Source organism: Pseudomonas sp. S3_C06 (assembly GCF_054667675.1).
Genome location: NZ_CP162747.1, coordinates 3939776 through 3954168 on the forward strand (window position 1 = coordinate 3939776; position 14393 = coordinate 3954168).

The 14393-nt window shown below is 59.3% G+C and carries 12 protein-coding genes; 2 read left to right on the plus strand and 10 right to left on the minus strand.

Going from position 1 to position 14393, the window contains the following annotated elements; all coding sequences use genetic code 11:
• Positions 1-37: 37 nt before the first annotated feature.
• The 5 genes from AB4N44_RS17600 to AB4N44_RS17620 all read right to left on the minus strand — a co-directional run bounded on the left by AB4N44_RS17600 (position 38) and on the right by AB4N44_RS17620 (position 4489).
• On the minus strand, positions 38-1267 hold the full coding sequence (locus AB4N44_RS17600) for a nucleoside recognition domain-containing protein (RefSeq protein WP_007911793.1): 1230 nt from the start codon (positions 1265-1267) through the stop codon (positions 38-40).
• Between the two features lie 198 nt (positions 1268-1465).
• Positions 1466-2797 carry a glutamate/aspartate:proton symporter GltP gene (gene gltP, locus AB4N44_RS17605; RefSeq protein ID WP_460108252.1) on the minus strand — a complete coding sequence of 444 codons (1332 nt, stop codon included), beginning with the start codon at positions 2795-2797 and terminating at the stop codon, positions 1466-1468.
• A 702-nt stretch (positions 2798-3499) separates the two neighbouring features.
• A complete protein-coding gene (locus AB4N44_RS17610; protein ID WP_150749941.1) occupies positions 3500-3964 on the minus strand; it encodes an inhibitor of vertebrate lysozyme family protein in 465 nt (154 codons plus the stop codon).
• Positions 3965-3966: 2 nt separating this feature from the next.
• The gene (locus AB4N44_RS17615) at positions 3967-4131 is read right to left on the minus strand and encodes a DUF1328 domain-containing protein (protein ID WP_003177151.1); all 165 of its coding nucleotides are present in this window, start codon (positions 4129-4131) and stop codon (positions 3967-3969) included.
• Between the two features lie 73 nt (positions 4132-4204).
• Complete coding sequence (locus AB4N44_RS17620; protein ID WP_127925304.1) at positions 4205-4489, minus strand: hypothetical protein; 285 nt, start codon at positions 4487-4489, stop codon at positions 4205-4207.
• 427 nt (positions 4490-4916) lie between these two features.
• On the opposite strand from AB4N44_RS17620, the gene algB reads away from it, so the two are divergent.
• Together algB and AB4N44_RS17630 are read left to right on the plus strand one after the other, a co-directional pair.
• Positions 4917-6263: a sigma-54-dependent response regulator transcription factor AlgB gene (gene algB, locus AB4N44_RS17625; protein WP_025112294.1), complete on the plus strand. Its 1347-nt coding sequence runs from the start codon at positions 4917-4919 to the stop codon at positions 6261-6263.
• Positions 6264-6273: 10 nt separating this feature from the next.
• Entirely contained in the window at positions 6274-8064 is a 1791-nt protein-coding gene (locus tag AB4N44_RS17630) for an ATP-binding protein (RefSeq protein WP_137218428.1), read from the plus strand.
• Here the strand turns inward: AB4N44_RS17630 and AB4N44_RS17635 are convergent.
• From AB4N44_RS17635 to AB4N44_RS17655, 5 genes are all read right to left on the minus strand, one after another.
• A complete protein-coding gene (locus AB4N44_RS17635; RefSeq protein ID WP_174245092.1) occupies positions 8061-9674 on the minus strand; it encodes an EAL domain-containing protein in 1614 nt (537 codons plus the stop codon). The genes AB4N44_RS17630 and AB4N44_RS17635 overlap by 4 nt on opposite strands.
• 76 nt (positions 9675-9750) lie before the next feature.
• A complete protein-coding gene (locus tag AB4N44_RS17640; RefSeq protein WP_127925307.1) occupies positions 9751-10533 on the minus strand; it encodes an N-acetylmuramoyl-L-alanine amidase in 783 nt (260 codons plus the stop codon).
• Positions 10534-10634: 101 nt separating this feature from the next.
• Positions 10635-12707: a diguanylate cyclase gene (locus tag AB4N44_RS17645; protein WP_316917382.1), complete on the minus strand. Its 2073-nt coding sequence runs from the start codon at positions 12705-12707 to the stop codon at positions 10635-10637.
• A complete protein-coding gene (locus AB4N44_RS17650) occupies positions 12704-13582 on the minus strand; it encodes an endonuclease/exonuclease/phosphatase family protein (protein ID WP_007911779.1) in 879 nt (292 codons plus the stop codon). The genes AB4N44_RS17645 and AB4N44_RS17650 overlap by 4 nt, the downstream gene beginning before the upstream one ends.
• Before the next feature lie 14 nt (positions 13583-13596).
• Positions 13597-14238, minus strand: coding sequence for a thiol:disulfide interchange protein DsbA/DsbL (locus AB4N44_RS17655; RefSeq protein ID WP_460108247.1), 642 nt, complete (start codon positions 14236-14238; stop codon positions 13597-13599).
• Between the last annotated feature and the right edge of the window lie 155 nt (positions 14239-14393).

A 14393-nucleotide genomic window follows, 5' to 3' on the forward strand; every position in this document is an offset into this window, starting at 1 on the left:
TTTCGCGAGCAGGCTCGCTCCCACATTGGATATTTGTTCAGCCGAAGAACCAGTAGCAGACGAAAATAGCCCCGACCACACCGGCAAACTCTGCCAACAGTGCACACCCCACCGCATGCCGCGCCCGCTGAATGCCCACCGCACCGAAATACACCGCGAGCACATAGAACGTCGTCTCGGTACTGCCCTGAATCGTCGCTGCGACCAGCGCCGGGAAGCTGTCGACGCCCGAAGTCTTCATCGTCTCGATCAACATCGCCCGCGCTGCACTGCCGGAGAACGGTTTGACCATCGCTGTCGGCAGCGCATCGACAAACCGCGTGTCCCAGCCGGCCCACTCGACCAGATGACGAATACCGTCCAGCCCGAAGTCCAGCGCCCCGGATGCACGCAGTACGCCAACCGCACAAAGCATTGCCACTAGATACGGCAGCAGATTCTTCGCCACGTCGAAGCCTTCTTTGGCGCCTTCGACAAACGCCTCGTAAACCTTCACCTTCTTCAAAGCGCCGATCAGCAAAAACAGCATGATCAACCCGAACAGCGTGAGATTGCCGAGGATCGACGACAATCCCGCCAAAGCCGTCGCCGAAAGCGTGCCGAGCAGCGCCATGAAGCCACCGAGAATCAGCGCGCCGGGAATCAGATAAGCCAACACCACCGGATCCCAGATCCGCAGCCGCTGCATGAACGCCACCGAGAGGAAGCCGACAATCGTCGAGCAACTGGTCGCCAGCAGGATCGGCAGGAACACCAGCGTCGGATCCGGCGCGCCTTGCTGGGCGCGGTACATGAAGATCGTTACCGGCAGCAGGGTCAGGGAAGAGGCGTTGAGCACCAGGAAGAGGATTTGTGCGTTACTGGCGATGGTGGCACTGGGATTGAGCTCCTGCAGCGCCTTCATGGCTTTCAGGCCGATGGGCGTGGCCGCGTTGTCGAGGCCCAGACCGTTGGCGGCGAAGTTCAACGTGATCAGGCCGAGGGCAGGGTGACCGGCCGGGACTTCCGGCATCAGCCGCAGAAACAGAGGGCCGAGCACCTTGGCCAGCCATTCGACGATCCCGGCCTTTTCGGCAATGCGCAGGAAGCCCAGCCACAAGGTGAGGGTGCCGAACAGCAGCACCATGACCTCGACCGAGAGCTTGGCCATGGCGAAAATGCTTTCCACCATCGCCGCAAAGATCCCGGCGTTGCCGCCGATCAGCCACTGCGCCAGCGCCGACACGGCTGCCACGATGAAGAAGCCAAGCCACAGGCCATTAAGCATCAGTCAAATCCCCCGAAGAATGCGGCGAATGATAGCGGGGTCGCCAGAAACGACAAACCCCGGATTTCTCCGGGGTTCGTATGGCTGACTCGGTCCACTGTAGGAGTGAGCCTGCTCGCGATGGCGGTGTATCAGACAACAGAGATGTTGAACGTACAGCCCTCATCGCGAGCAGGCTCACTCCTACAGGGGTTTGTGTCAGTTCTTGGAAATTTCGCCAGCTGGCAGTTTTTCCTTGCTGCGCCAGTGCGGCAGGGAGTTCCAGTAGCGCTGGCCCTTGGCATCGTCGTACATGCCTTCCCAGCGTGCGATAACCAGTACCGCCAAGGCATTACCAATCACGTTCAGTGCAGTTCGCGCCATGTCCATGATGCGGTCGACACCCGCGATGAACGCCAGGCCTTCCAGCGGGATACCGACGCTGCCCAGGGTCGCCAGCAGCACCACGAAGGACACGCCCGGTACACCGGCGATGCCTTTGGAGGTAACCATCAGGGTCAGGACCAGCAGCAGCTGCTGGCTGATCGACAGGTCGATGCCGTACAGCTGAGCGATGAAGATCGCGGCGATGGACTGGTACAGGGTCGAACCGTCGAGGTTGAACGAGTAACCGGTCGGCACGACGAAGCTGCAGATGGCTTTCGGTGCGCCGTAGGCTTCCATCTTCTCGATCACGCGTGGCAGCACGGTTTCCGACGAGGCGGTGGAGTAGGCCAGTACCAGCTCATCCTTGAAGATGCGCATCAGCTTGAACACCGAGAAACCGAACATCTTGGCGATCAGGCCCAGCACCACAAAGGCGAAGAAGGCGATGGCGAAGTAAACCAGGATGACCAGTTTGGCCAGCGGCACCAGCGAGGCGAAGCCGAAGTTGGCCACGGTCACCGCGATCAGGGCGAACACGCCGATAGGCGCGTAGTTCATGATCATGTGGGTGACTTTGAACATGCTTTCCGAGACGCCCTGGAACATCTTCACCAGCGGCTCGCGCAGGTCCGACTGCAGGCTCGACAGACCGAGACCGAACAGCACGGAGAAGAAGATGATCGGCAGCATTTCGCCGCGGGCCATGGCCGCGAAGATGTTCGACGGGATCAGGTTGAGGATGGTCTCGATGAACGCGTGTTCATGCTGTACTTCGGCGGCGGTCGCCTGGTACTTGGAGATATCCACTGTGCCCAGGGTGCTCATGTCGATGCCGGCACCCGGATGGAACACGTTTGCCAATACCAGGCCAACGAGGATGGCGATGGTGGTGACGATTTCGAAATAGATAATCGTCTTCAGGCCGATACGCCCGAGCTTCTTGGCGTCACCCACGCCGGCAATGCCGACGATCAGGGAGGAGATGACGATCGGGATCACGATCATCTTGATCAGACGGATAAAGATATCGCCTGCTGGTTGCAGGACGTTGCTGATCCACCAGGCTTTCTCGGCACTGAAGTGGTTGAGCAACGCACCAATTGCAATACCCAATACCAGACCGATGAGGATCTGCCAGGCGAGGCTAAGTTTTGCCTTCTTCATTATCTTTACCCTTACTTGCGTTTGACTCAGGCACATGCAGGAACTGGAACGCTCTTTAGCGGAAAAGTCTGTGCATCTGCCTCCGTATAAGGTGCCCCGAAGCGCGTGATTACGGCTCTTCGGCAGGCGAAAAAAGGCGCAACTATTCCGATGCAAGGTTGCGCCGTCTAATGCCGTAAACGCCTACCCTATGCCGAATCGGCATGAGCTTTTTTAAATGAAACTGGCGTCCCAACCGGTTCGATTGTGACATTTCGGCCGGCATAAGTGCCGTGAACCGGCCATCACAGAGCAGGTTGATTATTTTTTGAACGAGAAAAATCGACAAAAATCTTGGGAAAAAGCCTACGTGGCAAGACTAGAAGTCCTACTGTTCAAGCGGTTTTTTTGTCGATATACGGTCGCCAGGAAACACCGCGTAATGTTTTCGCGCGCAGTGTCAGCGATAAAAACAACGAGCTGGACGCTCTGGATCAATGTTTTGTCTGATTGAAAGCTCAGCGCAAGTCCGTCGAACCGCTGTGGGTCGGCGAACCTGCGGCGCAGCTTTTACCCTGACCCGGCCCTTGCGCAGGCACTCCCTGTACCCGTAGGTCACTCCGACCCTGCAACAGTCAGAACGTCCCGGCCCCCTGGTCATGCGCCAGCCTTCCTCAGGTCGGCACAATGGAAAGCAGCAGGGCTGCTGCCTTCATGTTCAGATCAGTACCACTTCGGATCTTTCTTCAGGGTTTCCATCAAAAGAGCCTGCATGCCCTGGTCGGGTTTGCCGAGGAAGCGGTAGGTGGCATGTCGCGTTGGCGACTTGTCCGCGGGCAGTCCCTCGGGCACATCAACGAGCATGGCGTAAGCATCTTTCTTGTCGAAACTGAACGCGACGATCAAGCGGTGGTTCAGGCACTTGTCTGCGGATTCGCAGAGCGGGCCGACCAGATACTGGTCGCCATCTTCAGTCACGGCATTCATCTGTTGGTCAGGCGTGCCGGACAGGTTCATCACCCATTCCGGCAGGCGCTCTTCCTTCTTCACCACGCCTTCCCAGGTTTCCCGGTATTGCGGGTCGGAACTCAACAGTTCGTTGACCCGCGTCTGGCCATCATTGGCCGCCATCGCCATGGCACTACCGCCCAGAAGCAGGGCGGCTGCCAGTGTCTTCAAAGCACTCATCGTTAACCTCGGCCGCGACGGCCAAAGAAGAAGGAAGCGATGAACATCACCAGGAACACGACAAAGAGAATCTTGGCGATACCCGTGGCGGTGCCCGCGATACCACCGAAGCCCAGTACTGCAGCGATGATGGCAATGATCAAGAATGTAATTGCCCAGCTCAACATGGTGATTCTCCTTACTTCTCTATTTAGGGGTGTTGCGTGTCCCGGCGCTGCGCGCCCGAATTCATTCAATCAGTCAGAAAACCCAACGCTCTTCACGTGGCAGTTGATCGAGCGGCTGCGCCTGATCGACATCCATCATGCGCATCGAGGCGCTTTCGGCTTGGCTGCTGCTTACGGCGCTGAAGTGCGTTTGTGTGCTGTGCTGGATCGAGATCAGCGGCTCAACCTGCTGGCTGTTTTCCCAGCGCAGGTATTGCTGGCAGGCGATCAGGGTGATCAACAGCGCAAGTACGCCAAACAGACCTTGCTGGATATGCAGTGGCGAGATACGCACTTGGGCGGCACGTTGGCGAGTCATCCTGGGTTCCTCACTCTTATTCGGTGGGGGCAGTTCGTATCTGCCCGGGCTGAATGAGGTATTGCAGCCTGCATGCCAGTTTTTTAATTGAAAAACATTCAATAAAATCAACATGTTACAAGCTTAGCGAAAAGCGTTAGCGACGCATCCTGCACGATGGGTCATCTGGGATCGTGCGCAATGCACGATTTTTTCGTAGGAGATTTCATTCTTATGGAATTGAGAGCAGGGCGCAGATGTCAGAAAAGTACGCAGGGAATGCCCTGCAAATCGGAATTTGTTTAAAAAACCAAAAAAATCAACGTATTGGCCGTAAAGGCAGGAGAGGGCTACCCTCCTATGGCTGGCATCGTTCAGAATCAACCATGCAACTTGCCCGATTTTTCCGGGACTAACCCAAGACCAATCACTATGGAGCGTAGGAAAAATGGAATCTGCCACTGAGCATCAAGGCCGCATTCTGCTGGTGGACGACGAATCCGCCATCCTGCGTACCTTCCGTTATTGCCTCGAAGACGAGGGCTATACGGTTGCCACCGCCAACAGCGCGGCTCAGGCCGACGCCTTGCTGCAACGACAGGTTTTCGACCTGTGCTTCCTTGATCTGCGTCTGGGCGAAGACAACGGTCTCGACGTGCTGGCGCAGATGCGTATTCAGGCGCCTTGGATGCGTGTGGTGATTGTGACCGCGCATTCGGCCGTCGATACTGCCGTGGATGCGATCCAGGCCGGCGCTGCTGATTATCTGGTCAAGCCATGCAGCCCGGATCAACTGCGTCTGGCCACCGCCAAGCAATTGGAAGTGCGCCAACTGTCGGCGCGCCTCGAGGCGCTGGAAGGAGAGATCCGCAAGCCGAAAGACGGTCTCGATTCCCACAGCCCGGCGATGAAAGTGGTACTGGAAACGGCCCGCCAGGTCGCCAGCACTGACGCCAACATTCTTATTCTTGGCGAGTCCGGCACCGGTAAAGGTGAGCTGGCCCGAGCGATTCATGGCTGGAGCAAACGCGAGAAGAAATCCTGCGTAACCATCAACTGCCCGTCGTTGACCGCCGAACTGATGGAAAGCGAGCTGTTCGGTCACAGCCGTGGCGCCTTTACCGGGGCCAGCGAAAGCACTTTGGGTCGGGTCAATCAAGCGGACGGCGGTACGCTGTTTCTCGACGAGATCGGCGACTTTCCCCTGACATTGCAACCAAAGTTGCTGCGTTTCATTCAAGACAAGGAATATGAGCGGGTAGGGGATCCGGTCACCCGTCGCGCTGACGTGCGCATTTTGGCGGCGACCAACCTCAACCTTGAAGACATGGTTCGCGACGGACGATTCCGTGAGGATCTGCTCTATCGCCTGAACGTCATCACTCTGCACCTGCCACCACTGCGTGAACGTGCCGAGGACATCCTGACTCTGGCCGACCGTTTCCTCGCGCGCTTCGTCAAAGAGTACGCGCGTCCGGCACGAGGCTTCAGCGACGAGGCTCGTGAAGCACTGCTCGGCTACCGCTGGCCGGGCAACATTCGCGAGTTGCGCAACGTGGTCGAGCGGGCGAGCATCATCTGCCCGCAGGAACGCGTGGAAATCAGCCACCTCGGCATGGCCGAACAACCGGCCAACAATGCGCCAAGAGTCGGTGCGGCATTGAGCCTCGACGAATTGGAGAAAGCCCACATCGGCGCGGTTCTCGCCACCGCCGGTACGCTGGATCAGGCGGCGAAAACCCTCGGCATCGATGCTTCGACCCTGTACCGCAAGCGCAAGCAGTACAACCTGTGAGCGATCGACGATGAAACTGGCGATGAAGTTGCGGACCCGCTTGTTCCTGAGCATTTCCGCGCTGATCACTGTGGCCTTGCTCGGGCTGCTGCTCGGGCTGGTCAGCGTGATGCAGATGGCCGGTACTCAAGAGGCCTTGGTGCGCAGCAACTTCGTCACTCTGGATCTGGGGCTCAAGTTGCGGCAGACGCTGGGTGATCAACTGATCATCATGCTCGCGGAAAAGCCTGATCCCGTGGCGTTCGAAGCGTCGAAGCAGCATTACTTCGAGTTGCTGGACCAAGGCATCGCCCAAGAACAAAAGGGCGATGGCCGGTTATACGGCTTCAGTCGGGCAAAAGCGGATTATCTGAGCTTCCTGGAAGCTTTCGATTTGTCCCGAGACCCGGCCAGCTCGATGAGCAGCAGCGCCGACTTTCGAGAGCGTTTCAACACGCTGCGTAACGGGCTGATCACCGAACACAAGCATGCGCTGGACAACATCAACGCGGTACAGCGTGAGGCGCGTGACCGTGCCTTGTTGATTGCGGGTCTGCTGGGATTTGTCGGATTGGCGGTGCTGATCATCGGTTTCATTACGGCCCACGGCATTGCCAGGCGTTTCGGCGCGCCGATCGAGGCGCTGGCGAAAGCGGCGGACAATATCGGCCAAGGCAATTTTGAAGTAACCCTGCCGATTTCCTCGGCGATGGAGATGAATCTGCTGACCAAACGCTTCGGCCTGATGGCTGAAGCGCTGCGTGAGCATCAGGCGACCAACGTCGATGAATTGCTCGCGGGCCAGCAACGCTTGCAGGCGGTGCTCGACAGCATCGATGATGGCTTGCTGATGATCGACCGTCAGGGGAATCTGGAGCACCTCAATCCCGTCGCCCAGCGGCAGTTGGGTTGGGATGATGATCGTCTCGGCCAGGGACTGGGTACGGCGCTTGGGCGGCCCGAGCTGGATGCGCAACTGCAACTGGTCTTGCGCGGCGGCACTCTGGAGCGGGCGCCGGAAGATTTGAGCATCGAGGTCGATGGCGAATCACGGTTGTTGACCTACAGCCTGACGCCCGTCAGCCACACGCAAGGTCATATCCTCGGCGCTGTGATGGTCTTGCACGATGTCACCGAGCAGCGCGCCTTTGAGCGGGTGCGCAGTGAATTCGTCTTGCGCGCCTCCCATGAGCTGCGCACGCCGGTCACCGGTATGCACATGGCGTTCGGTTTGTTCCGTGAGCGGGCGAAGTTTCCAGCGGAATCCCGCGAGGCAGATCTGCTCGACACGGTGAACGAGGAAATGCAGCGTCTGATGCAGTTGATCAACGACTTGCTTAATTTTTCGCGTTATCAGAACGGTCTGCAGAAACTCACGCTGGCGCCGTGCTCCATCGAGGATTTGCTGGAGCAGGCGCAATTGCGTTTTGCCGATTCGGCGGCGGCCAAGGGCATCGCCCTGAATGTCGAAGTACAGGCGCCGCTGCCACGTTTGCAAGCCGATCAGGCGCAGCTCGATCGCGTACTCGACAACCTCATCGACAACGCCCTGCGCCATACCGCCCGTGACGGTCAGATCCGCTTGCAGGCGCGTCGACATGGTGAGCGGGTGATCATCAGTGTTGAAGACAATGGCGAAGGTATTGCTTACGGCCAGCAGGGGCGGATCTTCGAGCCGTTCGTGCAGGTCGGGCGCAAGAAGGGCGGCGCCGGACTGGGTCTGGCGCTGTGCAAGGAAATCGTCCAGCTGCATGGCGGGCGGATGGGCGTCTATTCGAGGCCGGGGCAGGGCACGCAGTTCTATATGGCGCTCGCCGTCTAGGCTTCATCATCCATACGGCGCCCGGCAAGGCGTCGCCCGCGCGTAATCAGCTCAATGAACTGCACTGCGCTCAGGGCATGGGCGAACAACCAGCCCTGGCCGAACTTGACGCCTTCGCTGCTGAGCAATTCGGCCTGTGATTCCAGTTCGATGCCTTCGGCAATCACCTTCAGATCCAGAGCCTGGGCCATGTGAATGATGTGCGGGGCGACGCCGCTGCTCGCCGCGTCATGGCCGAGGGCGTCGATAAAGGCTTTGTCGATTTTCAGGCAGTCGACCGGCAGGGTTTGCAGGTAGGCGAGGCTGCAATAGCCGGTGCCAAAATCGTCGATCAACACTTGATGGCCAACATCGCGCAGCGCTTGCAGGTTTTCCCGCGCCACTACCACATCAATCAAGCCACGCTCGGTGACTTCGAAGGCAATCTGCCGTGCGGCCACCCGGTGCAGTGTAAGCAGTCGCGCCATGACCTGGCCGATGCGCGGCACCATCACGTCGCAGGCGGCGAGGTTGACCGAGATATACAGTTGCGGATTGGCCCGCAGCACCGGACCCAGTTGCTCCAGCAAACGCTGGAGGACAAAGTCTGTCATCTGGCGGATCTGCCCGGTATTTTCCGCCATGGGGATAAACAGATCGGGGCTGGTCAGCGTGCCATCCGGGCGGCGCCAGCGCAGCAATGCTTCGGCGCCGACGCAATTGCGACTGTCGAGATCGAAGATCGGCTGATAGAGCACCTGCAACTCGCCTCGACGAATCGCGCCGTGCAGTTCCGCGTCCAGCGACTGGCGCTGGCGCACCAGCAGGAAAACGAAAAACCCCAGAAATGCGCCGAGCAGCACACACGCCGGGATCATCCACCACCAGATAGCGGGAATATGTATTCCGGTCCTGGGTGTGATCAGCACCAGCTGATATTCCGGGTTGTTGGTGGGCATGCGGTAGATCAGCCGGGTTTGCGTGACTTGCAAGGCATCGCGGCTTTTCGGTGGCCAGTGTTCCGTGGGCGGCCAGGCTTGCGCCATGCCGAGCACCGGGATGGCCCGGGTGCCGTGATCGAGTACCACCAACAGGCTGCTGCCGGGAGACAGATCGACCATGTCGGTCAGGTGCCCGCGCGAGGTGGCCACGCGGAAGTTGCCGCGACCCAGCATCAGGGCTGCGCGGTTTTCATCCGGTTCAGTGGTGGTGTTCAGCCAATAGCTGTAAGTCGGGCCTTTGATGTCCGGCGCGCGGACAACCGACAGGCCTTCCTGACGCGGGCGGTTGGAGCAGATCCGCGAGGCGTCCATGTAAGCCGCTTCGTAGACGAAGCGATAGTTGAAGGTGACTTGCTGCAAGGTGGCGATCATTTCATCGTCACAACTGCGCAGCGGCTGGGCTTCGAGATCGTCGAGACTTTCGCGTAACTGGCCGAACAATTGTTCGAGGCGGGCGAGGAAACGTTCGCCTTGCGCGTTCATTTCCTGACTTTCGCTTTGCTCGACCTGACGCATTGCCACGAACATTCCACCTGCGATCAGCAGGCAGGCACTGAGGACAGCCGCGATCATCGCCAAAAACCACGGGCGATAAAACCAGCTACGCAGTGTCTCTCGGGTAGCAACCATCATGGAATATCCGAAGAATTACCAATGAGTTATAGCTGCTGATTGCGATTTCGCCCTGACCGTCGGGCGGGCGTCATTATTTTGTCTGATTGAGCACAAGCAAGAGTGCTGCCGTTTGCGCATCCGGCGTGCCGTCGAAGCGCGAAGGCCGGAAGTGCATCTGGAAGGCTGCGAGGACGTGGCGCGTCGCAACGTCCAGTTCGCCGGTTTGCGGCGTGTCATAACCCAAGTGCGCCAGTTGTGCCTGGAACCAGCTGATGCTCGGCAGTTCGCTGCTGTTGAACAGCGCTTGCTGGCGCGCCACGGCTTGTTCATTTGGCCACAGGCCCAAACCCTCGGCGGCGAGGCGTTTCCACGGGAACAACGGTCCTGGATCAAGCTTGCGCAGCGGCGCGATGTCGCTATGGCCAATGATGTGTCGCGGGCTGATGCCGTTGCGCTTGCTGATGTCCTTGAGCAGGACGATCAATGATTGAATCTGCGCCTCGCTGTACGGATACCACAGGCGTCCGGTCGGCGTGTCCTTGAAGCCCGGGTTGACGATTTCGATGCCGATCGAACTGGAGTTGAGCCAGGTGCGGCCCTGCCATTGGCTTTCGCCGGCGTGCCAGGCGCGCTGGTTTTCATCCATCAGCTTGTAGACAGTGCCGCTCTTGTCGTCGCCGATCAGGTAATGGCTGCTGACTTCGCCGTGGGTCAGCAATTGCAGCGAGCGCTCCAGCGAGGCCGACGTGTAATGCACGACCACAAACTGAATGCGGCTGTCGTAATTGGCCGAAGGATGGCTGGTGTTGTAGCGCGGGCCGCTGGCACAACCGGCCAGAACGAGCAGCGAAGCGAGGAGGGTAAAGAATTTCATGGCAGAAGGCAGTACACGCAAGACAGTAATGCAACAGTGTAACGTACTGCCTTGCGTCTCGACGGTCAGCGGGCGGATTTAAACAAAATGGAACAATTTGCTCAGCCCAGCTCGACCCGGTTGCGTCCTGCATTTTTAGCGCGGTAAAGCGCCTGATCGGCTCTTTTCAGCACCAGATCGCTGTGTTCTCCAGCGCGGAATGTTGCCAGTCCCATGGAGATGGTGATCGTCACTCGCTCACCCTTGAAGTGAAACGGGCAGGCTTCGATTGCCGCTCGCAACGTTTCCAGCAATTTCGCACCGATTGCAGGCGGAGTGGCCGGTAGCAGCAGTACGAATTCCTCACCACCAAAACGCGCAATGAAGTCGGAGCCGCGCAGGCGTTTGCGCAGCACGGTGGCAATGATTTTCAGCACCTTGTCGCCGGCCAGATGGCCGTAGTTGTCATTGATGCGTTTGAAGTGATCCAGATCGAGCATCGCCAGGCTCAGGGTGTTGCCGTGCTGCTGCCACTGCTTGATTTCATGTTCGAGGCGTTCGCTCCACGCAGCGCGATTGGGCAGGCCGGTGAGCGGATCGATCAGGGCTTTCTGTCTTTGTACTTCAAGATGTTCGCGGAAACCCTGGGCTTCCTGCTCCATATGCGCCACGCGCTCGGACAGGCTTTTCAGCCGCGTTGCGACTTCCTGTTCGCGAGCGTCGCGCTGCTTCTGGTGCTGGTCCATGGTGCCTAGCAGGCCCTCGAGATGGTTCTCCAGCACATGCTTGAGGTCTTCCAGATCCGCCGCTTCCTGCACGCTGGTCTGCAAACCGTCGACTTGCTCGCGGATCTGCGTGTCCATTGCCCGCGCCGCCGAGCTATTGTCGGCATGCCCTTCGCTGGCGGCTTGCAGATTGCTCTGGAACGCTTCGAGGCGCTCGTTGAGCTGTTGCAGGTAGGCTTCGAATTCGTGCTGGCCGCTGTCGGTGATCGCCAGCATCAACGTCGCCAGATCGTCGAGGATCGGGATCAGTTCGTACCAGTTCAAGCCATGTTTCAGTCTTTCACGCATGGCTTCGGCTTGCGGACGGTGGCGCTCCGGCAGGGTCAGGTCGTCGAGGAGGCCGATCAGGGTGTCTTCGATGTGTTTGGCCACGGAGCTGTAAGACGGCTCCGGGGTATCCGGCAAGGCGAACAGGATGTCGTGCTCGGGCTGTTCCGGGTCGATGGCTGCCAGCGCCTGGGCAATCGGTTCGGGCAGCGGCAGGCTGTCGAGGATCAGCGGTGCCGGGTCGCCGGGGTGGATCAGCTCATCAGGATTGATGGCGGCGGGCGCGATGGGCGTCTGAGCTGGAGCTGCGGCGAAAACAGGCTCGGGCTCGATGTGCTCAGCCTGCGGTTCGACCGCAGGGCTACTGACTTTGCTGACGACCGTGGGTGGTACAAAGTTAACCACCTCTGCCGGTTCCGGTTCCAAATGAGCCTGGGCGGCTGGCGTCGTTGTTTCGACGGACACCACAGCTTCGATGGCAGGCGCTGCCGTCATGGCTTCGATCACGGCGACAGGGGCGGGCTGTGCGGCTTCTGGTTCGGGCGCCGGTGGGGCAGGCGGTTGCGGCGGCGTGGCTTGCAGCGGCGCGGGTGATTCTGTCGCTGGCGCTTCTTCGCTGTCACGACTACCGAACAGACGCTGCAACAATCCCGGGCGACCCGGCTCTGCCGGGGTGTCCAACTGACTTAACGCTTTGCCCTGCAAACCACTGAGCTCACTTAACAGCAATGGCATTTCCCGCGCCGAACCGACGCGGCCATCCAGTTGTTTGGCGAATTTCTTCAGCGGCTGGGCGACCTCACGCGGCAGCGGCAAAGCCTGCAACTGGGTGACCAGCGACGTCAGCGCGGTACTGACCTGATCGATGCGGGTTTCGCGGCGCTGCTCGGAATCGAGCACGGCTTTTTCCAGGCGCGGCAGGAGGGCGGCGAGGCCGGCGTCCATGTCATCGGTGCGCACCACGTCGCGCATCTCTTTCATGCACTGATCAACGACTTTATCGGTGCCTTCGGCCGCCAGCGTGCTGCGCACCAGGCCGCGGCGCAGCAAATCGAGCCTGGCGGCCCAGCGGCGTTCAAGTTTGTCCTGTTGTTCGATGCTTTTGAGGTACTTCTCTTTCCAGCGCTGGGCGTCGTCGCTCATTCAGGGGTTCCGCGAGGGGCAGGACTCAACGCGGGCAATGCATCGGCCGTGAGCGAACCCGGCAGACGAATCTCTACCGCGACCGGCAGGTGATCGGAAATCGGTTGTGCCAGCACTTCGACCTTTTCCAGGGTTAGGGTCGGGCTGAGCAAAATATGATCAAGACAGCGCTGAGGGCGCCAGCTGGGGAATGTCGCTTCCACCTGCGGGGCCAGCAGGCCGAGATCGCGTAACGGTGAATGTTGTAGCAGATCGCTGGCATGGGTGTTCATGTCGCCCATCAACACTTGGTGTTTGTAACCGCCAATCAGCTCACGAATATAGGCCAGTTGCAGGCTGCGGGTTCGCGCGCCAAGGGCCAGGTGCATCATCACCACCACCAGCGCTTCCGGGCCTTCGCCGAAACGCAGCAGAATCGCCCCGCGACCTTTCGGCCCGGGCAGCGGGTGATCTTCGATCGCCGACGGTTTCAGGCGACTGAGCACGCCATTGCTGTGCTGAGCGAGTCGGCCGAGGTTGCGATTGAGTTGTTGATACCAGTAGGGAAAGGCGCCGAGCTGCGCCAGATGTTCCACCTGATTGACGTAGCCCGAACGCAGGCTGCCGCCATCGGCTTCCTGCAGGGCGACCAGATCGAAGTCGCCCAGCAAGTCACCGATCTTTTGCAGATTGCCTGAGCGGCCGTTGTGCGGCAGCAGGTGCTGCCAGCTGCGGGTCAGGTAATGCCGATAGCGCTCGGTGCTGATGCCGACCTGGATATTGAAACTGAGCAAGCGCAGACGCTGGTCTGCGGGCAGGCCCGTGGACTCCAGGTGATGCTCGTTGACCTGCGGATCATGCAGGCCAACGATGCGTTCAGACTTCCAGCGGCGCATGGTGGTAGCCGCGCTTAGTTGGCTGCAGCCTTGGTTGCCGCTCGCTCTTTGGCGACCAGTTGGTCAGCCAGTTTCAACGCTTGCTCGGCGCCGCCGGCAGAGCCGATGTCGAAACGGTACTTGCCGTTGACGATCATGGTGGGTACGCCAGTGATCTCATACTTCTTGGCCAGTTCGCGAGCTTTTACGATCTGACCTTTGATGGCGAAAGAGTCGAAGGTGGCGAGGAACTTGTCCTTGTCCACGCCCTGGGTGGCGAGGAAGTCAGCCATGTCGTTCTTGTCGGTCAGCTTTTTGTGTTGTTTCTGGATTGCTTCGAAAACCGTCGCGTGAACCTTGTGCTCGACACCCATGGCTTCGAGGGTCAGGAACATCTGGCCGTGAGCGTCCCATGGGCCGCCGAACATCGCCGGAATACGCACGAAGTTGACGTCGGATGGCAGTTTTTCAACCCACGGGTTGATCACCGGTTCAAAGGCGTAGCAGTGCGGGCAGCCGTACCAGAACAGCTCGACCACTTCGATCTTGCCAGGCTCTGCAACCGGTACCGGGTTGGCCAGTTCCACGTAAGGGGCGGCTGGGGCTTCGGCGGCTTGAGCGGTCACGCCGAACAGGCTGGCAGCGACGAGAGCGGCGCTGATGATCAGATTACGCATGCTTTACTCCTGGACAATTTGGGTCGCCTCGCGCGACCTGTTTTCAGACAGATCCTGGCGGGCATGAGTTCTGTAGTGTAACGGCAGCGGCCACAAAAAAGGGCGGCCAAAGCCACCCTTTTTATACTTGCTGCGACGGATTAATCGAGCGTTAA